15 protein-coding genes are annotated in these 18,561 nt (G+C 44.2%); 5 read left to right on the top strand and 10 right to left on the bottom strand.

Features of this window, described 5'->3' with window-relative positions; all coding sequences use genetic code 11:
* Window positions 1-81 precede the first annotated feature (81 nt).
* Window positions 82-201 carry a 30S ribosomal protein THX gene (locus tag WJR50_RS09705; RefSeq protein ID WP_341293061.1) on the top strand — a complete coding sequence of 40 codons (120 nt, stop codon included), beginning with the start codon at window positions 82-84 and terminating at the stop codon, window positions 199-201.
* Between the two features lie 79 nt (window positions 202-280).
* Here WJR50_RS09705 and WJR50_RS09710 read toward each other — a convergent pair whose 3' ends face one another.
* The 8 genes from WJR50_RS09710 to WJR50_RS09745 form a co-directional block, all read right to left on the bottom strand.
* Complete coding sequence (locus WJR50_RS09710; RefSeq protein ID WP_341293062.1) at window positions 281-853, bottom strand: DUF4136 domain-containing protein; 573 nt, start codon at window positions 851-853, stop codon at window positions 281-283.
* 88 nt (window positions 854-941) lie between these two features.
* The gene (locus WJR50_RS09715; RefSeq protein WP_341293063.1) at window positions 942-1,931 is read right to left on the bottom strand and encodes an NAD(P)H-quinone oxidoreductase; all 990 of its coding nucleotides are present in this window, start codon (window positions 1,929-1,931) and stop codon (window positions 942-944) included.
* Between the two features lie 67 nt (window positions 1,932-1,998).
* Window positions 1,999-3,330 carry a TolC family protein gene (locus WJR50_RS09720; protein WP_341293064.1) on the bottom strand — a complete coding sequence of 444 codons (1,332 nt, stop codon included), beginning with the start codon at window positions 3,328-3,330 and terminating at the stop codon, window positions 1,999-2,001.
* Window positions 3,331-3,358: 28 nt separating this feature from the next.
* Window positions 3,359-6,433: an efflux RND transporter permease subunit gene (locus tag WJR50_RS09725; protein WP_341293065.1), complete on the bottom strand. Its 3,075-nt coding sequence runs from the start codon at window positions 6,431-6,433 to the stop codon at window positions 3,359-3,361.
* A 5-nt stretch (window positions 6,434-6,438) separates the two neighbouring features.
* Complete coding sequence (locus tag WJR50_RS09730; RefSeq protein ID WP_341293066.1) at window positions 6,439-7,533, bottom strand: efflux RND transporter periplasmic adaptor subunit; 1,095 nt, start codon at window positions 7,531-7,533, stop codon at window positions 6,439-6,441.
* Window positions 7,534-7,727: 194 nt separating this feature from the next.
* The gene (locus WJR50_RS09735; protein WP_341293067.1) at window positions 7,728-8,525 is read right to left on the bottom strand and encodes an alpha/beta fold hydrolase; all 798 of its coding nucleotides are present in this window, start codon (window positions 8,523-8,525) and stop codon (window positions 7,728-7,730) included.
* 173 nt (window positions 8,526-8,698) lie between these two features.
* Window positions 8,699-9,373 (bottom strand): hypothetical protein, encoded by a 675-nt coding sequence (locus WJR50_RS09740; protein ID WP_341293068.1) that lies wholly within the window; start codon window positions 9,371-9,373, stop codon window positions 8,699-8,701.
* Window positions 9,309-9,944: a class I SAM-dependent methyltransferase gene (locus WJR50_RS09745; RefSeq protein WP_341293069.1), complete on the bottom strand. Its 636-nt coding sequence runs from the start codon at window positions 9,942-9,944 to the stop codon at window positions 9,309-9,311. The genes WJR50_RS09740 and WJR50_RS09745 overlap by 65 nt, the downstream gene beginning before the upstream one ends.
* 108 nt (window positions 9,945-10,052) lie before the next feature.
* Here WJR50_RS09745 and WJR50_RS09750 point away from each other — a divergent pair, with 108 nt between their 5' ends.
* Window positions 10,053-10,475: a VOC family protein gene (locus tag WJR50_RS09750; RefSeq protein WP_341293070.1), complete on the top strand. Its 423-nt coding sequence runs from the start codon at window positions 10,053-10,055 to the stop codon at window positions 10,473-10,475.
* A gap of 77 nt (window positions 10,476-10,552) precedes the next feature.
* Here WJR50_RS09750 and WJR50_RS09755 read toward each other — a convergent pair whose 3' ends face one another.
* Window positions 10,553-12,904 carry an ABC transporter permease gene (locus tag WJR50_RS09755; protein ID WP_341293071.1) on the bottom strand — a complete coding sequence of 784 codons (2,352 nt, stop codon included), beginning with the start codon at window positions 12,902-12,904 and terminating at the stop codon, window positions 10,553-10,555.
* Between the two features lie 461 nt (window positions 12,905-13,365).
* Between WJR50_RS09755 and WJR50_RS09760 the strand changes: the two genes are divergently transcribed.
* Both WJR50_RS09760 and WJR50_RS09765 read left to right on the top strand, forming a co-directional pair.
* Window positions 13,366-13,725, top strand: a complete 360-nt coding sequence (locus WJR50_RS09760; RefSeq protein ID WP_341293072.1) for a hypothetical protein — start codon at window positions 13,366-13,368, stop codon at window positions 13,723-13,725.
* Window positions 13,722-15,653 (top strand): sensor histidine kinase, encoded by a 1,932-nt coding sequence (locus WJR50_RS09765; RefSeq protein ID WP_341293073.1) that lies wholly within the window; start codon window positions 13,722-13,724, stop codon window positions 15,651-15,653. The genes WJR50_RS09760 and WJR50_RS09765 overlap by 4 nt, the downstream gene beginning before the upstream one ends.
* Before the next feature lie 12 nt (window positions 15,654-15,665).
* Here WJR50_RS09765 and WJR50_RS09770 read toward each other — a convergent pair whose 3' ends face one another.
* The gene (locus tag WJR50_RS09770; RefSeq protein ID WP_341293074.1) at window positions 15,666-16,280 is read right to left on the bottom strand and encodes a hypothetical protein; all 615 of its coding nucleotides are present in this window, start codon (window positions 16,278-16,280) and stop codon (window positions 15,666-15,668) included.
* Window positions 16,281-16,340: 60 nt separating this feature from the next.
* Between WJR50_RS09770 and WJR50_RS09775 the strand changes: the two genes are divergently transcribed.
* Entirely contained in the window at window positions 16,341-18,512 is a 2,172-nt protein-coding gene (locus WJR50_RS09775) for a hypothetical protein (protein ID WP_341293075.1), read from the top strand.
* Window positions 18,513-18,561 lie beyond the last annotated feature (49 nt).

An 18,561-nucleotide genomic window follows, 5' to 3' on the forward strand; every position in this document is an offset into this window, starting at 1 on the left:
TAATTTTTTCTAACTTGAGATGAGCCGTAAAGGTTAACAGTCAAAATAAAATAAGTATAAACAACATTAAGTTCAACTATTATGGGAAAAGGAGATAAAAAAACCAAGAAGGGTAAAATCGTAAAAGGCTCATATGGTGTGAGCAGACCTCGTAAAAGCAACAAGAATAAAAATGCTGCTGAAGAAAAAGCAAAAAAATAGGATACCATTTAAGCGCATGCTTTGGTATCCTATTTAAAGTTACCCGCTTCTTTGAGGCGGGTTTTTTTTTGATTAGTAATTACATTTTTTTCTCAGGAAACTCTTTGAACATTTTTTGTACAGACTCATAAGCGGTATTAAACCGCTCTTCCGGATGGTTTACAGGGCCTATGCCAATACCTCTCCATACCAGTTGCTCCTGCTCGGTAGACAGTAAATCTACCACAAAAGTACCAGTCTTCTCATACTTTACTTCTTTATACCTTTGGTTGAAGTTGGGACCATAAAGTGAGTTGTAGGCCCACATGCCTCGCATGCCATAAGGGTAGTAAGGATCGTTATTGACACTTTTCCAACTCTCCTTGCGAGCTTCCTCGGTCAGGATATTGAAAGCGACGATCAAATCAGGAGTCTCCGCATTAATTTCATAACCCTTCTTTTTCATCTCATAGGCAATGGTCTTACGAATTTCCTGGTAAAGAATCGCTGTGGCCTGATCCATCTCATTTAAGTCTACCGCTGCAAAAGCGTAGGTATCGTAATCAGATTTGTCAAAACCGTCCTCTTTTTCTGCAATTATTTTTACTGAAGAGCAGGCAAAAGTGAATAGTAACAACACTGCCATGCTCCCGCTGATGATTTGTTTCTTCATTACTAACTGTATTATTATCAACTGTTTAGATAACGTAACAGATACCTGTTTTTGTGCCTTCTCCAAGAAAAATGATGTGAGAGCAGTCTCAGGTATCCTGTATCTCAAGGACAATTTTTCCACTGTTTTGGTTGGATTCCATATACTTATGGGCCTCCGCTACTTCTTTCCAATTGTACACACTATCAATGATAGGCTTAAGGCTACTTTTTTTAAACAGCGGAAGGGCAAAAGCAACAAAGGCTTGGGTAAGTTGAATCTGGTATTCAAGACTACGGGAGCGCAGGGTAGAAGCGGTAATTTGTAACCTCTTACTCAACAGTTTTAGCAGATTGAGTTCTTCTACTTTTACGCCACCTAATGTTGCCAGCAGGACAAGGCGGCCATCCTGGGCCAGGCAGTTGATATTTTTGTTAAAATAGGGAGCCGCGATAAAATCAATGATGACATCTACCCCCTGCTGTCTGGTATATTCTTTAATAACGTCCTCAAAATCCTGCTGTTTATAATCAATAGTCAGATGAGCACCTAAATCTTTGCAAAGTTGGTGTTTGGGAGATGATGCGGTGACTATAATTTCGGCAGCCTTCATTTGCCGGGCAAGCTGTATGGCTGCAGTACCTACACCGCTAGCTCCTGCGTGGATTAGCAGTTTTTCTCCTTCCTTAAAATGTGCAAGCCATGAAAGCGCCTGGTAAGCGGTAAGAAAGACTTCCGGAATGGCAGCAGCATCCACCAGGTTCAGATTGTCTGGTACGGGCATTGCCATGTCTTCGTGGATTACCGCATATTCAGCATAACCACCTCCCGGAAGCAAGCCAAATACCTTATCTCCCAGCTCCCAGCGTTTTACCTCACTACCCACTTCCACTATTTCACCGCTGATTTCCAGTCCCAGTATTGGGCTGGCACCTTTGGGGGGAGGATATTTTCCTTCTCTTTGAAGAATATCAGCACGGTTGAGGGCAGTGGCAGCTACTTTTACCAGTATTTCATGCTTATCAGGCTGGGGCGTTTCCCACTCACCTATGCGGAGATTATCAGCCCCTCCCGGCTGGTTAAAAATTATAGCTTGCATCCGAAATAGTTTTTTATTGAAAAAATAGATGAAGCGCTAAGGTAAGCATTAGCCTACATAAAATCCCTTACTGGCTACTTACCATTTGTCCACTAAGTCTGAGCAGTTCTATTTCAGCAATTTTAGTAAAATAAATAGCATCTATAAGGCGGCTCTCAGCCTGTACCGCATTAATCTGAGCTTCGCGTAGTTCCAGTGCATTACTATTTCCCAGACGATAGCGTTCCAGCGCAATTTTGGCATTCTCTCTGGCAATCTCCATGTTCTTAGATTCCAGTTCCAATAAAATTGTGCTGTTGGTGTAATTGATAAAAGTCTTTTCCAAATCAGCTTTCAGGTCCTGAGTAAGTTCTTTAATCTGAAGATCCCGGTTTTCTGTCAGGATACGAGCGTTTTGTATCTGCCGGTTTTTGTTAAAACCATTAAAAATATTCAGGCGGGCAGCTACTCCATAGTTGACTCCATTGGCACGGCTCTCAAGTACGAAGCCTGCCTGCCTAATTGAAGTATTGTAACCATAACCTAGATTCACCAATATCTCCGGCCATCGCTCTGCTTCCAGTTCTCGCATTTCCAGATAAGTAATGTGCTGATTGCGACGGGCCAAAAGCAGGTTAGGATTGCTACTCAGTGCTTTTTCCCGTAATTCTCCAATAGATAAATCCATATTGGCATCTATCTGATTGGGTACTGCAAAGTCAGTATCGGGCTCACGTACCAGAAAGGTATTCAGATCAACTTTTGTGTTGTAAAGCTGTTCTTTTTGTTGAATAAGGGCTGAAGTATCGGCATTATAATCTACCTGCGCGGCTAGATATTCCAGTCGGGATGTGTTTCCTACTTCGTACTTGGTTCGGGCCAGACGAAGTCTTTCTCGAGAAAGATCTACTGAGTTTTGTAATACATTGACTCTTGCCTGCTCCAGAATAACCGTATAGTAAGCTGCTGAGATATCAGCAACAGTATTTTCAATATTGATCTGTGCTTCTATGGCAGATGCCTGCTGAAGCTCAGCCAGCTTGTCATAAGTGACAAACATTCTGGTACCATCAAAGACCGTCCATTCAAGCAAGGCTGAAGCACTGAAGCTATTGGAGCGTGCTCCGTTCACAATTTGCTCAGGGTTTACTTCTCTGTCAAACAATTGTCTGGAGTCCTGGACTTCGTAGTTTTGACTGGCGATGGCATCCAAAGTAGGTAGAAAACCTGCATTGCCCAGTGTATAATTGTTATCGGCTATATTTTTATTGTTGGTGGCAATCTGAATGCTATAATTTTTTTCAAGTCCCAGCTTTAAAGCCTCTGATAGACGTAGTGTATCGGTGTTCTGCGCTACGGCCTGGAGCCCACCCATCATAAGCAGGACTCCAAGGATGTAGCGGTTAAGTCTGATATTCATTATTCGTTCGCTTGCAGTAGTTGAATGTTTATTTGCGAGAAGGTTCAATTTTAGCTTTGCTAGGCGTCTTACCTGACATATAAGAATAGATAATCGGAATGACTACCAGCGTCAGGATGAGTGAAAACAGCAAGCCTCCGATGATAGCCATACCCATGGGAATACGGCTGGTGGAAGCAGCTCCCAATGCCAGAGCAATAGGTAATGCACCCAGAATGGTAGCCAAACTGGTCATCAGGATAGGTCTGAGGCGAATAGTAGCAGCTTCAATTACCGCATCAAATTTATTCAGGCCTTCTTCTTTGCGCTGGTTGGCAAATTCCACGATCAGGATACCATTTTTGGTTACTATACCGATCAGTACGATGATACCAATCTGGCTAAAGATGTTAAGCGTATGACCAAACAACCAGAGGGTAAGTAGTGCGCCCGTAAGTGCCAGGGGCACGGTAAACATGATGATCAGCGGATCTACAAAGCTTTCAAACTGGGCAGCCAGCACCAGGTAAATTAACACTAACGCTAACCCAAAAGCAAAGTATAAGCTGCCTGAGCTCTCCTGATAATCTTTGGAGGTACCAGAAAGCGCGGTGGAGAAAGAATCATCCAGCACTTCATCGGCAATCTCATCCATGGCGGCGATGCCTTGCCCCAGCGTAACCCCATCTGCCGGCTGAGCAGATACAGTAGCGGCTACATAACGATTGTAACGGTAGAGTTGAGGCGAAGTACTTTGAGTTTCCATATTCACCAGGTTATTCAGCGTGATCAATTCTCCTCTATCATTACTCACACTGATGGAGCTTAAGTCCAAAGGTTCATCCCGGTTAGGGCGGCTGGCCTCTCCAATAATCTGGTATTGCTTACCATCCATAACGAAGTAGTCAAAACGCTGACCACTAAAGAAAAGCTGTATGGTCTCGGCAATATCGCGTACTGATACACCCAAGGCTCTGGCTCTCTCTCTATCAATGGTAACGGCTAATTCCGGCTTATTAAACTTAAGGTCCAGGTCAACCACAGCGAAATCGGGATGTTGAGAGGCTTTATCTACAAAGGTAGGCAGTACTTCTTTCAGCCTTTCCAGATTAGGTGCCTGAATCACATACTGTACAGGCAGACCACTGGATCTACCTACCTCTATGGTTTGTTCCTGTACTACAAAGGTACGGGCAAAATTCATATCACTTACGATGCCGCTAAGCTGCTGAGCAATTTCCTGCTGCGAACGCTCTCTTTCTGCTGGCGGATTAAGGGTAATCCTGAGAAAGGATGAATTTACAGAGTTGCTGGAGCCAAAACCAGGTGAAGTCACCGCAATTAATGATTGTTTTTCCTGAAGCGTATCTGCCACATTCAGGAGTTCCATCACATAGTTATCCATCAACTCAAATGATGTTCCTTCAGGAGCAGTAGAAAACAGGCGGAGGCGGCTTTTGTCTTCCAGTGGAGCCAGTTCGGAGGGTATAATTGCCCCCAGACCGATTATTCCTCCTAGGGAAAGAATCACGATCACGATAGCGGCCCAGCGGTGTCTCATAAAACGAATAAGGAATCTGTTGTATCCGTTGGTCATCCAGTCAAAGAAGCGCTCAGTCACTTTATAAAACTTATTGGTTCTCTCTTTCTTCTTCAAAAGGCGAGAGCTCATCATAGGTGTGAGCGTGAGTGACACAAAAGCTGAGATCAGTACTGAGCCGGCCACGACTACACCAAATTCCCGGAAAAGTCTACCGGTAACACCTTCCAGGAAGATGATAGGCAGGAATACCGCTGCCAAAGTTACTGTAGTGGAGATGATGGCAAAGTAGATCTCGGATGAACCTTCATGGGCGGCTTTTTTGGGAGAAATACCGGATTCTATCTTTTGATAAATATTCTCAAGTACCACGATGGCATCATCCACCACCAGTCCGGTAGCCAGTACAATTCCCAATAGGGTGAGAATGTTGATAGAGAAATCGGCGAAGTACATGATGAAAAAAGCACCGATCAGGGAGATAGGTATGGCAATGGCAGGGATAAGCGTAGTACGCCAGTCGCGCAAAAACATGAAAATCACGATCACTACCAGGCTAAAAGCGATAAGAATAGTCTCTTCCACTTCGGTAATAGCCTTACGAATGGTAAGCGTGGTATCCAAGGCATAGCCAAGCTTGAGGTCGTCGGGAAGTTCTTTTTCAATCTGATCCACCCGCTTATAAAACTCATCAGCGATGGCAATGTAGTTGGCTCCTGGTTGAGGAGTAACGGCCACGCCTACCATCGGAATTTTGTTATTACCTCTCAGCAGGGTACGCTGATTTTCTGCATCCAGTACGGCTTGCCCAATGTCTTTGAACTTGATTACCGCTCCGCCCTCCTCCTTAATGATCATTTCATTGAAGTCTTTCTCGGTTACCAGCCTCCCCAAGGTACGGATGGTGAGGTAGCTGCGGTAGCCTTCAATGTTTCCGGTAGGCAGCTCTACATTTTGTTCTAAAAGCGCATTCCTCACATCCAGTGGTGTAAGCTGATAAGCTTCCAGTTTGGACGGGTCCATTTGTAGACGCATAGCATAGCGTTTATCACCCCATATTCTGATGTTACTAATGCCAGGTATGGTCTGTAGCCTTTCTTTAAAAATATTGGTGGCAACATCCGAAAGCTCCAGCAGGCTTCTTTCATCACTCTGTACTGTGAGCGCCAGAATTGTGGTAGCATCAGCATCGGCTTTGGTCACGATGGGAGGGTCAGCATCGGGAGGGAGGTTACGCCGTGCCTGCGACACCCTGTCCCGCACATCATTAGCGGCAGCTTCCAGGTCTTCGCCCAGCTCAAACTCTACGGTTATGGTACTTCTTCCGTCGGTGCTGATAGAGGAGAGAGAACGTATCCCGCTGATACCATTGATACCTTCTTCCAGAGGCTCAGTGATCTGTGATTCAATTACATCAGCGCTGGCACCGGTGTAATTGGTGCTTACAGAAATAATGGGCGGGTCTACACTGGGATACTCTCTGATACCCAGATAGGTAAAGCCGATCACACCGAAGATAATGATCACGATGGACATTACCGTGGCGAGTACCGGGCGTTCAATACTGATGGATGAGAGGTTCATAGTGGCTATAAGGATATATTGGGTTCTTCTACATTCAGCTCGGAGGCTTCATCTCTTAGTGTTTTGATCTCAATGGACCGTCCATCCTGAATGGACATAAGGCCGGTGAGTATAAGGGTGTCTTTAGGCGCCAGCCCTTCTATAACCTGTACCATATTTTCATTACGTATACCTGTCTTGATCCTCTTGGAAGTGGCTTTGCCATTTTCACTGATAAAAACTTTTTGCCCTTCCATCTCGGTTAATATGGCTTCGGATGGTACTAGTATGGCATCTTCAAAAGTTTTAAGTATGATCTCAATACGGGCAAACGCTCCCGGCTTGAGCGTATTCTCGGGGTTGTTGCTTCTCGCTCTTACCCTTACCGTCCTGGTATTGATATCTATTTTTGAGTCTATGGCATAGACTTTAGCCTGGTAAGTCTCATTGGTATTGGTCACGCTAAAGTTAACCACTGTTCCTTCATGGATTTCGGTGATGTAGCGCTCCGGTACAGAAAATTCTACTTTGATGGGGTCAATCTGTTGCATAGAAGCAATAAGCGTAGTAGGAGAGACATATCCTCCCTCACTTACATTCCGCAGACTAATTACGCCACTGAAGGGCGACACGATATTGGTCTTCTGAATCTGTGTTTCCACCAGCTCAATCTCTGCTTCTATGGTGTTTAGTTGGTTGAGCGTAACATCATATTCGCCCTGGCTGATCGCTTCTATGTCCAGAAGTTTCTGCTGACGGGCTTCTTCGCTTTGCGCCAGTTTTTCCTGCACTTTCAGCTTGTTAAGCTGTGCACTCAGCTCACTGTTGTCAATCTTGGCGAGGAGCTGCCCTTTGGATACCCTGCTGCCTTCCTCAAAATAAATGCCTACAATACGGCCGGAGGTTTCAGGCCTTAGCTCTACTTCTTCATTAGGCAGCAAAGTTCCGGTGGCATAAATCTTATCATCAATTTCCGAAGTCTTAATGATCATCCCCTCCACAGGCATTACTGCATTGGCCCTTGGATTTGGGCTTCCACTACTTTTCTTCTCTTCTTTGGAGCAGGCTTGAATTAGTACGGCCAGCAGCAGGATAATGAAGGTAAGAGAGTTTCCTCGCATCAAGAAAGGCTTTTGTTTCATATTAACTATTAATTTCTTATTCAATTGGGCATATTTATTTGTCACGTTCAACAACCTCAATAAGTTGTGTAGCGGATCAGGCTTCTATTCCTTTTATTGTCAGTATAGTGCTGTGGGAGTAACTAAATTTTTACTAAGCATATTATATTGATGGATGAAATATGAGCTTTAAGCTAAGCTCTCACATTAGCATAACCTTGTTGTATAAACCTGATCGCAAGTTTGTTGAAAATATCAGGTTTTTCAATGTTGCAGACATGGCCGCAATCCTCTATCACCTTCAAAATTGCGTAGGTATGCTCCTTCACGATCTTTTTTACCGGAGGCAGAAACATATAATCTCTTTCCCCCATGATATAAAGCGTGGGTACTGCAATTTCTTTTTCTTTAAAATATTTTAACAGCGGGTTAACTTCATGCGTAAGCTTGAACCACCTCAGAAATTCTTTCTTGTACAGCTTCTTGGCTTCCTCGATAAACAGATTCCGCGAAGGAGCATCATGAGGGTTGGGCATGATGACAAAGGCAAACAGCCGGTAGAGCCACATATAGGGCACAAAACGCTTGAACATATGGCCCAGTAATACCAATAGGCGTGACCGTAAGTTAAGGCGGGTAACGGCACCGCACAAGATCATGGATTTCATATACTGAGGAGCGATCTCGCCTAAAGTACGGATAATAATACTGCCCATAGATACTCCGATATAGTGTGCTTTTTCTATTCCTAAATGTGTGATTACTTCCAGCAGGTCAGTAGTTACATCTCTGAAAGTGTAATTATGCTTCACATAGTCTTCCAGCAGATCTTTGGAGCGGCCATGCCCGCGCAGGTCTACCAGCAGTACATTGAAGTGTTTACGAAACAAACGAAGCTGACGATACCATATTGAAGAACTGCCCCCTGCCCCATGCACAAATACCACCCACTCTCTGTTCTTTCCCTGCTGATAATCTTTGAAGTACAACATTAGATAAATGCTAAAAGAAGCGGTAAAATATTTTATCCGTTACTATGAAACCCAAATTTCTTATCAGAGTTCTAACAAGAGCAGATATTTTTTGATATTTAGCACAATGTAGAGTTTAGCATAAACATTTTAATCAGTGCGCCATGGTGCCTATTGATATTTTATACTAAAGCCTATAATAAATCTACCAATCTCAGGTAGTCTACCATCGTTTTACGAAAGGCTTCCCGTTCGTCTCGGCGGCGCATGAAAGGGATTTTCTGCTCATCATTGAGTACATACAAAGGCCGTTGATCCTGTATACAGCGATAAAGCTGTACAGCCAGCTGAAAATGCTCGGCTTTATCGCTGTTTGCAAACTGAAAAACACCACTGTCTTGTGTTACCGTATCCTGCCACATTATTTTGAGCGTGTCCAGTGATTGGAGATAAGCATTAGGTTCGGTCAGGATATAAGCCTGATCATGCCTCCAGTTGACTACGATGGAAAGGTCAAGTATTGGTCTATCCTCTGCCTCTACCTGCTCCTTGAAATGGTATACATCCAGACCAGCCTCACTCATAACAGTCTTATTATACTGTATGGAACGCACGTTTTTAAAAAACAGCTCGGAGGCATCGGAGGTCGTGAATTTGGCTGATTTTTCATCTACCTCTTTCCGTTTACTTCCATCACAGGACACAATAAGAAAAGGCAGAAGAAGGGTGTACAAACTTAGGAAATGACGCATAGCTAAGGCATAACTTGAGACAATCAAGCTTTGTTCGGATATGAAGCGATGCTTAGGGTTGTGCAGATTTTTGTAATAAGATGCTGCCCATACTTCGGGCATTATATACCACCACATATTTCAGAGGCTCTACCAAGCTATAAGCATGTTGCTGACATAAGGCTTCCAGCATTTGATTACTTAGCAGATAACGTTCGCTTCCATCAGGCAGCAGATATCTTCCGTTTTCTCCCAGGGGTTGGGCATCATTTTCTATCCCGGAAAGCATAGCTGTGCGTATAAAAAGCAAGCCTCCCGGCCTGAGTAAACGATTAAGTTCAGCAAACATTTTCCTGAAGTGGGTATGATCCTGAGCGAAGTGCAATACTGCGCTACTGATAATACCATCAAAACTTTCTGGCGGCAAGGAAATATCTGCCGCATCATCTTCAATAAACTTTTCCGGGTCAAAGTCGGGGTGCAAGGAGCGACCGTACATCCTGAGCATGCGTAGCGCAGCGGTATCCTGATCTATGCCCCAAACGTCATACCCCTGCCGTATAAAATAGACAAGATTACGACCTTCTCCACAGCCGACGTCCAACAGACGCATCTCAGGAGTAAAGCGTCCCTTCAGAATATGGTCAAGCAGGTAAAGATCAATATTGCCAAGTTGCTGATTCAGTTGCTGATAGTCCATCTCAGGCATTTTTTATAAACATGTGTAGATAATGTAAAAACGAATATAATTTTTTCAATCTGATTTGTAAGGGAATGAGTTGCCAACTACTTTTATACAAACTAAAATGGATTCGTGATGATCAATATGCCTCCCTTTCATTTGGCTTTTCCGGTATCGGATTTAGCAGCAACAAGAAAATTTTACGAACAAACGCTGGGTTGTAGTGTAGGCCGTACTGCTGAGCGCTGGATTGATTTTGATTTTTTCGGTCACCAACTCTCTGCGCATTTACGTCCGGAAGAAGTCGCACAGGCCAGAACCAATGAAGTGGATGGCGATAATGTGCCGGTGCGTCACTTTGGCGCTATATTAAAATGGGAGCAGTGGCATGAGCTCTCCGAAAGGCTTCAAGAGATGGGCATTAGTTTTATCATAGAGCCACATATCCGTTTCAAAGGGCAGGTAGGCGAGCAGGCCACTATGTTTTTGCTGGATCCCAGCGGCAACGCACTGGAGTTTAAGTCATTCAAGGATATGAAGCAGATCTTTGCCAGCTAGCCTTTTGATGAGCAGTGATGAATGATTGATGAAGAATGCAGCTTACGAATTAATCATTCATCATTACTCATTATAATCTACTCATACCTCAGGCTATCCACCGGATTCTGCCGGGCGGCTTTAAAAGTTTGTCCGCTGATAGACAGGAAGGCGATGAGCAATATCAGTAAAGCCGGCAGTACAAACCACCACCAACTGGTATCAACCCGGTAAGCAAAACTTTGCAGCCAGTCGGTGATAAAGTAGTTGGCGATAGGCAGCGCAATGAGGCAGGCAATGCCTATGAGCCTGACATAGTCTTTGGAAAGCAAGACCAGGATGCTGCTGACCGAAGCACCCAATACTTTGCGGATGCCGATCTCCTTGGTACGCTGCTCGCTGGTGAAGATGGCTAGTCCCAGTAACCCCAGGCAGGAGATGAAAATAGCCATGGCTGCAAAGATACGGGAGAGTTTGCCGATCAGTTTCTCACTTTCGTACATAGCTTCCAGCGTATCGTCCAGAAAGTGATAGTCTAATGGATAGCCACTGTATTTTTGGTGGATTCTCTTCAGGGCGGCAAGGGCTTCCTCAGTTTTGCCTGCCTGAGCTTTGACGTATGTAATGTGAGTTCGCTTCGGGGCTAACTGGATGATCAAGGGTTTTATATCTTCGTGCAGAGAGTTAAAATGGAAATTCTCAGCAATACCTACAATCCGTCCCGGCTCTCTCCACATAGAAAATTCTTCCCCTAAAGGATATTCGAAACCAAGGATTTTGACAGCTTCTTCATTCAATATATAAGCAATAGTATCCGATGTAAAGTTACGTGAAAATGATCGCCCCTCCTTAATCCTGATGTCCATAGCTTCTATAAAATCAAAATCTACGACCAATTGTGCTACCCAAAGCGAATGATCAGTGGGCTTTTCTTTCCAGTCCAGGTCACCGGTGGTGCCAAAATCCCGGAAACTGGAGTTGGCCCTGCTGAAATATCGGATACTCGGCTCTTGCAGCACTTCATTCTGGTAAGCCTCAAAGTTTTGTTGTAGTGCCATGTCCATTTCGGCGTAGATGATATTTTCCTGATCCAGCCCCAGATTTTTGTGGCGCACATATTCCATCTGGAAGAAGACCGCCAGCGTTCCGGCCATGAACAGCGTAGAAATGGCAAACTGAAATACCACCAGGGAGCGGCGCAAGGCAGAGGATCCACTTTGTTGCGTAAATCTTCCTTTCAAGACCATAATGGTATGAAACGAGGAAAGAAAAAAGGCAGGGTAGATACCTGAAAGTAAGCCGGTCAGCAATCCGATTCCCAATAAAGATACTATAAAAGTGAAGTTCAAATAATCGGGTTGAATAGCCTTGTTTGTGAGTTCATTAAAAATGGGAAGGATGACAAATACCATGACCAAAGCCAGCAAAAGCGCAATTATCGCTAATAATACGGACTCGCTTAAAAATTGGCGAATCAGTGAAATTTTGCTGGCACCTACTACTTTTCTCACGCCTACTTCTCTGGCCCGTTGGGTAGCGCGTGCCGTGGTGAGGTTGACAAAATTGATACAGGCGGTGAGCAGTACCATGATGGCAACGACGAAGAACAGCCGAATATTATCAATCCTTCCACCTACTGCTTTACCATTTTCAAACTTTGAATAGAGATAGGTGTCGGCTAAGGAAATTAATGAAAGTTGATGCTCCAGTCCTCCCTTTTCTTTGACCACATCGGCAATTTGCTTTTCTACTTCCGAAGGATCAGCCTGATCGTTCAGGAGAATATAGGTAGTCAGGTAGCTGTTTCCCCAGTTTTCATAGTTGTTCCAGAATGGCAATACTGCCTGCATGGGCAGCACAAAATCAAATTGTAAGGTAGAATGCCGGGGGAAATCCTCAAACACTCCCGTCACTGTAAACGGAACTAACTCCCCAGCCTTAAGATGTATTGTTTTTCCGACTGCGTTTTCCTCTCCAAACAACTTATGACTCAGGCTTTCGGAAATCGCGATAGAGAAAGTTTCGGACAGTACGCTTGTAGAATCCCCTTGCACCAGAGGAAAAGTAAAAACCTCAAAAAAATTGGGTGTGGCAAAAACACTCCTTTCTTTTACCGAGATATCGTCAACACTCAGGGGCAATAGTTCTTCGTCAGTGATTTTGACGCTTTGTAAGATAGAGGGGTATTCCTCTGTCAGTGTCTCCCCAAGCACATAGGGAGTGTTGTTCCAGGTATTGATTTCACCTTCCTCATTTATCCGGCTTTGCATTACCTTGAAGATCTGCTCACTGTGGGTATGGAATTGATTGAACTGCAATTCATCATTAATCCACAAAAAGATTAGTATGCTGCAGGCCATTCCGATGGATAGTCCCAGCAGATTGATCATCGTGAAAGCTTTATGCTTCCAAAAATTGCGAAGGGCAATAGTGAGATAGTTCTTAAACATAATGATGAGCGACTAATGAATGACTAATGATTAATGAATCATGACTAACCCATTATCATTCATCCTTCCTCACTATTCAGTAATCATTTTTCATTATCCATTATTCATCATTAATGCTCAAGCTTTTTGCAGGCAGATGTTGCTTTTTTGCAGGGAAAAGCATGCTACTCTCTAAAGTGTCAAGCTTTATTGCGCTATAAATGAATTCCTGAGAGATAATTGATTTTTACACTTGACTTTAAGTTACTGATTTCCAGCCTTTGTACCATGAATAAGTATAACTTACTGTGCAAAGCTTTCCATAATCTTACGCTCAGGAGAAAACGAGGCTTGTCAATATTAACGGGCTCACATTTGCCGCTTATTTGCTCATAGTCCTTCACAGATGGGTATAAATCCCCTGGTAAGGTTCTATATGTTATAAACCAAATTTTATTGTTTTATCCTTAATTCGTATTATTATGACAACAAAAACTAAAGTGACTATTTATGTAGGCCGTGATGGCAGTACCGACAGTTTGTATCTTCGTGATAGTGAAGGACATGCCGGTAAAAATACCATCACAACTGATGTGCAGGCAGGAGATGAAGTAGAATGGGTACTTGGAGAGGGGGTAGATGAGATTACCAATATTTACCCTAAAAGTGGCAGTCAGAATATTTTCAATGGAAGCCCCTTCAGAAAAGCAAATGGTAATTGGGAAGGCACAGTATGTAACTCAGCTACAGGTAGTGAACTGTATTCAATTGATTACAGGATTGGTGCTCAGACTTATTCTGATGATCCAGAACTTAAGGTAAAACCCCCTCGTGATAAATGATACAAAAGATAGTCAGTGTACTTTTTTTGATAGCCTATTTCTCAATAGGCTATTTTAGTTTGTGTCAAGCTCAGGTCTTGGACGAGAGTATTTCTGATAGTTTAATCAATGTAATCTTAACCGAAGAACTTACTGATTCTGCAAAGTACGGCGTGGCTATGGATATCGCTGATTATGCCACTAGTCCTAAAATAGCGCTCAAGTATGCCCAGCAGGCATTGTCTATTGCTGAAGAGCTTCAGCAACATAGATGGCAGGGGGCCGCCAGCTTAAATATAGGACAGGCTTACAAAAAATTAGGTGATAACGAAAAAGCGCTCCTGACCATCTTGGAGAGCATTAAACATTACAAAGTTGCAGGGTCTCAATTAGGCGTTGCATCGGCCTATATCGTTTTGGGTACTGTATATTCACAGCAGGAAAATTTTTCCCAGGCTCAACAATACTATAGACAGGCAATAAGTATCTTCAGAGAAGAGAAAGACACTACCCGACTTGCTACAACTCTATTGAATGCTGGCAAACTACAACATAAATATCTTAAGTATGACTCGGCTTTGTGGTATTACGAAGAAGCTTATAATCTATTTGAAGAGTTAGATTTTGATGTGGGAGTTGCTTATGCATTGGGAAATATAGGGCTAGTCAAAACCTCTCAGGGTAATTATATCATGGGAAGTACCCATCTGAGCGAAGCCATCGCCATGTTAGAAGCTATGGGTGATAATTATGCCATTGCCGAATATCAGCTTTCCTTGTCAGAAATTTATCGTGAGATAGGTGAGGTAGAAAAAGCGCTTGATTATGCGCTGCAAAGTTGGGATATATCCCGGCAGGATGAACTTTTGCAGCAAATGCGTAATGCCAGCCAACTTCTTTCCGAATTGTATGCGCTACAGGGAGATTATCAAAAGGCTTATGAACATCAGTCTACTTACCTGGCTTTGAGAGATAGCATCAATAATGAAGAGGTGATCCGCAATATGGCCGATATGCGCACCGAATTTGAAGTGGAGCAGAAGCAGGCTGAAATTGACTTACTCAACAAATCCAAAGAAAACCAGAGGCTTGTACAGTTCGGGCTTATCTTTTTTACACTTTTGATTATCGTAATTGCTATCATACTTTATCGCTATTACAGTTTGCAAAAAGAAGCAAATCAGCAGCTTGCCCATCAGAAAAATGAATTACACCAAAAGAACCAAGAGCTGGATGCCTTGATCGTGACCCGCGAAAAATTCCTTTCCATTGTCTCGCATGATTTGCGCTCACCGGTCAATGCTTTCCATGGTTTGTCAGGTATTCTCAAAGAATATGTAGAAGAAAAGCAGTATGATTTACTGCCTCAGATGATTACCCATATTGAAAAAACTGCGGTACACCTTTCCGTACTCTTAGACAATCTGCTAAGCTGGGCGGTAAACCAACAGGGAGATATACCCATTAGCCCCGAAGATTTGTCTGTAAAAGAAGTAGCTGATGAAGTAGTGAGAGTGTTTGAGACCATGGCCCTTACCAAAAAAATAGACCTTATAAGCCGTGTGGATAATTCAATTCGTATTTGGGTAGACAGAAACGCTTTTTTTACCATTCTTAGAAACTTAATCAACAACGCGCTAAAATTTACCCCCTCACAAGGTGAAGTAAGCATAGAAGCCTATCAGGAGGGAGATCAGGTATCTGTGCAAGTGCGTGATACAGGTGTAGGCATGTCACATGAAAAAATAGATACTTTGTTTCATCAAAAAGAAGGAGAAAGAACCTGGGGTACTTCAGGAGAGAAAGGACTGGGGATAGGATTGCAATTGGTTTATGAGTTCGTTTCGTTGAGCCAGGGAAGCATTGCTGTGAAAAGCGAAGAAGGAAAAGGCACTACCTTCATGATCATGCTTCCTGCTTATCAGGAGAAGGCAAATGTTTGCAGCTGATCAAGTTAATATTTACAAAGCCTGTATAATCTCTTTCTTGGAAAGTTGAATGCTCCACATGCCCAGAAAGTCAGTGTTTTGAGGGGTATCTCCTCTACCGGGGAGCTTTTTTCTAAGTTCAGGAGTAAGCATCATCGGCTTGGTGTACAGGTAAGTGTCTTCATTGATCTTCTGCACATTGTCATTCACTGCTAAGTCATTTTCCACATTATACCAGTAAGCATCCCACAGTTGCTGCTCCAGTTCGCTCAGTTGAATCTGTATCTCATCCGCATCGGCAGGTACCCAGTGGATCTCTGCATTTCGGGCTTTTGCCAGAGAATCTATCTGGACCAAGGTACGCTCAGTAATAAAACTGTTGAAACCCTCAGTTGCTCCTGCTTCTGACTGATAAAGCTTGATAGCAAGCTCCTGGGCTTGTGAAGCGATATCTTTCCCCTGTTCATAAGCACCCTCAACAATCTCCGCCGGAAGGATACGCTTGATTTCTCTCTGTTCCATTTCTTTATTGATAGCCTCCGGATCAAGTTGCTTTGTACTTGTACCATCACACCCCAAGATGCCCAAAGCCAATACACACAGTATTTTAGCAGATGGAAAAAGACTTCGCACAGGAAAAATATTCATGATGAATATGGTTGTGGTAAAACTATCTTAATAAACCTCTAAAACTACTAAGCAGATTCCATGCAGCAAAAGTTTAAATATCTCTTCTTCTTTTATTCAATTTTTTCCCTCCTTACACTGGCTTGTCAGCAGGAGGAGCAAAGCACTGAAACCTCTCAGCCAATTGACCGTCATGCGCTGGTCAACCGGCACAATGTAAAAATTACGGAACCCGATACCTTAGGTTCGCTTTCCGTAGGCAATGGTGAGTTTGCGTTTACCGTAGATGCCAGCGGACTGCAAACTTTTCCCGAATATTATGAAAACGGAATTTCCTTGGGCACACAATCTCAATGGGGCTGGCATAGTGTGCCCAATACCGGAAACTATACGATTGAAGATGTAGCGGAAGACTTTGAGTCCTGCAATGATCTGGTAGTGCCCTATGCCACTCAGCATGACGAAGGCAGGGCTGGGGAAGCAACGCACTGGCTGCGTACCAATCCCCACCGCCTGCATCTGGGGCTTATCGGACTGGAAATCCTGAAAGAAAATGGTGAAGAAGTAAGTGTAGATGATTTGCAGCAGCTGGATCAGGAGTTGAACCTCTGGACGGGTAAAATTGAAAGCAGTTACGAAGTAGAAGGTGTAGCGGTAAAAGTAGCGCTTTACGGTCACCCCGAAGACGATCAGATTTCAGTAAAGATCAACTCTCCCCTATTGGCACAGGATAGGATGAAGGTACGCTTTCGTTTTCCCTACGGTAACGACTGCCACGTTTGTCCCGGCTACAACTGGCAGCAGCCTGAAGCCCACCAGAGTGAGATCATTGCCAATGAAGCAAACCGTGTACTGCTGGAAAGGACTTTGGACACCACACACTACTATGTGCAGGTGGATTGGGAAGAAGCCGGAGAATTTACGGAGCAGGACGCGCATCATTTCAACCTAAGTGCGGGAGAGGCGCAGGAGACGCTGGCGTTTAGCGTACGCTTTAGCCCGCTTGAAAGCAGTAGCGCATTGGACAATTTTGAAGTTACCCAACAGCAGAGCGAGCAGCAGTGGGAAGCTTACTGGACAGAAGGTGGCGCCATAGATTTCTCGGAATGCACTGACCCCCGAGCTGAAGAACTGGAACGTAGAGTGGTGCTTTCGCAATACCTGACCAAAATTCAGTGTGCGGGTTCGCTGCCTCCGCAGGAGACCGGTCTTACCATGAATAGCTGGTACGGAAAGTTTCACCTGGAAATGCACTGGTGGCATGGCGTACACTTTGCCCTCTGGGATCGTATTAACGAACTAGAAAAGAGCATGCCCTGGTATCCTGAGGTAATGGAAAATGCCCGGGAAACTGCGCAGTGGCAGGGATATGAAGGCGTTCGCTGGCAAAAAATGACCGGTCCCGAAGGAAGAAAAAGCCCTTCCAGCGTGGGTGAGCTTTTAGCCTGGCAGCAGCCCCATCCCATTTACTTTGCTGAGCTGTTCTACCGCCAGAAGCCCGATCAGGAAACGCTGGAGAAGTACAAAGATATTGTATTTGAAACGGCTGAGTTTATGGCTTCTTTTGCCCAGTATAAGGAAGAAGACCAGCACTACCATTTGTGCCATCCCATCATTCCCGCCCAGGAAATCTTTCATGCCGAAGATACCGATGACCCTCCCTTTGAACTGTCGTACTGGCATTATGCTTTATCGGTAGCGCAGGATTGGAGAGAACGTATGGGGCTGGAAAGGAATGAAAAATGGCAGGCCGTGCTTGACCAACTGGCTCCCCTTCCGCTGAAGGACAGCTTGTACTTACCCAATGCCAATGCCGAAGATGCCTATACGGTGGATGAATACCGCCGAGATCATCCTATCGTGATGGGGGCCTACGGTATGCTGCCGGGCGATGATATGGTGGATCCTGAGTTGATGGCCCATACTTTTGATACGATCTTTGAGGAGTGGAACTGGGAGACTACCTGGGGTTGGGACTATCCGATGATGGCGATGAGCGCTGCCCGACTTGACAAACCCGATAAAGCCATTGACGCACTGTTCATGAATGTGCAGAAAAATACTTATCTGGTCAATGGGCATAATTATCAGGACAAACGCCTGAGGCTATATTTGCCGGGCAATGGAGGATTACTTACTGCCGTAGCCATGATGGCTGCCGGATGGGATGGTGCACCCGACACAGCAAATCCCGGTTTCCCTGACGATGGTAGCTGGAACGTCCGCTGGGAAGGGCTCAAGCCTATGCCATAAGAGGTTAAATGTTGAAAGTTAAAAGTTGGAGGTTACGTTTTTAGAGTGA

Source organism: Catalinimonas locisalis, assembly GCF_038039535.1.
Classification (GTDB): Bacteria; Bacteroidota; Bacteroidia; order Cytophagales; family Cyclobacteriaceae; genus Catalinimonas.

Bases quoted from the DNA above. Each gene is read 5' to 3' on its own strand.
- WJR50_RS09775 (WP_341293075.1), top strand. From the start codon at position 16,341: ATGCAGCAAAAGTTTAAATATCTCTTCTTCTTTTATTCAATTTTTTCC.
- WJR50_RS09710 (WP_341293062.1), bottom strand. From the start codon at position 853: ATGAAGAAACAAATCATCAGCGGGAGCATGGCAGTGTTGTTACTATTC.
- WJR50_RS09755 (WP_341293071.1), bottom strand. From the start codon at position 12,904: ATGTTTAAGAACTATCTCACTATTGCCCTTCGCAATTTTTGGAAGCAT.
- WJR50_RS09730 (WP_341293066.1), bottom strand. From the start codon at position 7,533: ATGCGAGGAAACTCTCTTACCTTCATTATCCTGCTGCTGGCCGTACTA.
- WJR50_RS09740 (WP_341293068.1), bottom strand. From the start codon at position 9,373: ATGTGGTGGTATATAATGCCCGAAGTATGGGCAGCATCTTATTACAAA.
- WJR50_RS09720 (WP_341293064.1), bottom strand. From the start codon at position 3,330: ATGAATATCAGACTTAACCGCTACATCCTTGGAGTCCTGCTTATGATG.
- WJR50_RS09735 (WP_341293067.1), bottom strand. From the start codon at position 8,525: ATGTTGTACTTCAAAGATTATCAGCAGGGAAAGAACAGAGAGTGGGTG.
- WJR50_RS09715 (WP_341293063.1), bottom strand. From the start codon at position 1,931: ATGCAAGCTATAATTTTTAACCAGCCGGGAGGGGCTGATAATCTCCGC.
- WJR50_RS09725 (WP_341293065.1), bottom strand. From the start codon at position 6,433: ATGAACCTCTCATCCATCAGTATTGAACGCCCGGTACTCGCCACGGTA.
- WJR50_RS09770 (WP_341293074.1), bottom strand. From the start codon at position 16,280: ATGAATATTTTTCCTGTGCGAAGTCTTTTTCCATCTGCTAAAATACTG.
- WJR50_RS09705 (WP_341293061.1), top strand. From the start codon at position 82: ATGGGAAAAGGAGATAAAAAAACCAAGAAGGGTAAAATCGTAAAAGGC.
- WJR50_RS09745 (WP_341293069.1), bottom strand. From the start codon at position 9,944: ATGCCTGAGATGGACTATCAGCAACTGAATCAGCAACTTGGCAATATT.
- WJR50_RS09750 (WP_341293070.1), top strand. From the start codon at position 10,053: ATGATCAATATGCCTCCCTTTCATTTGGCTTTTCCGGTATCGGATTTA.
- WJR50_RS09765 (WP_341293073.1), top strand. From the start codon at position 13,722: ATGATACAAAAGATAGTCAGTGTACTTTTTTTGATAGCCTATTTCTCA.
- WJR50_RS09760 (WP_341293072.1), top strand. From the start codon at position 13,366: ATGACAACAAAAACTAAAGTGACTATTTATGTAGGCCGTGATGGCAGT.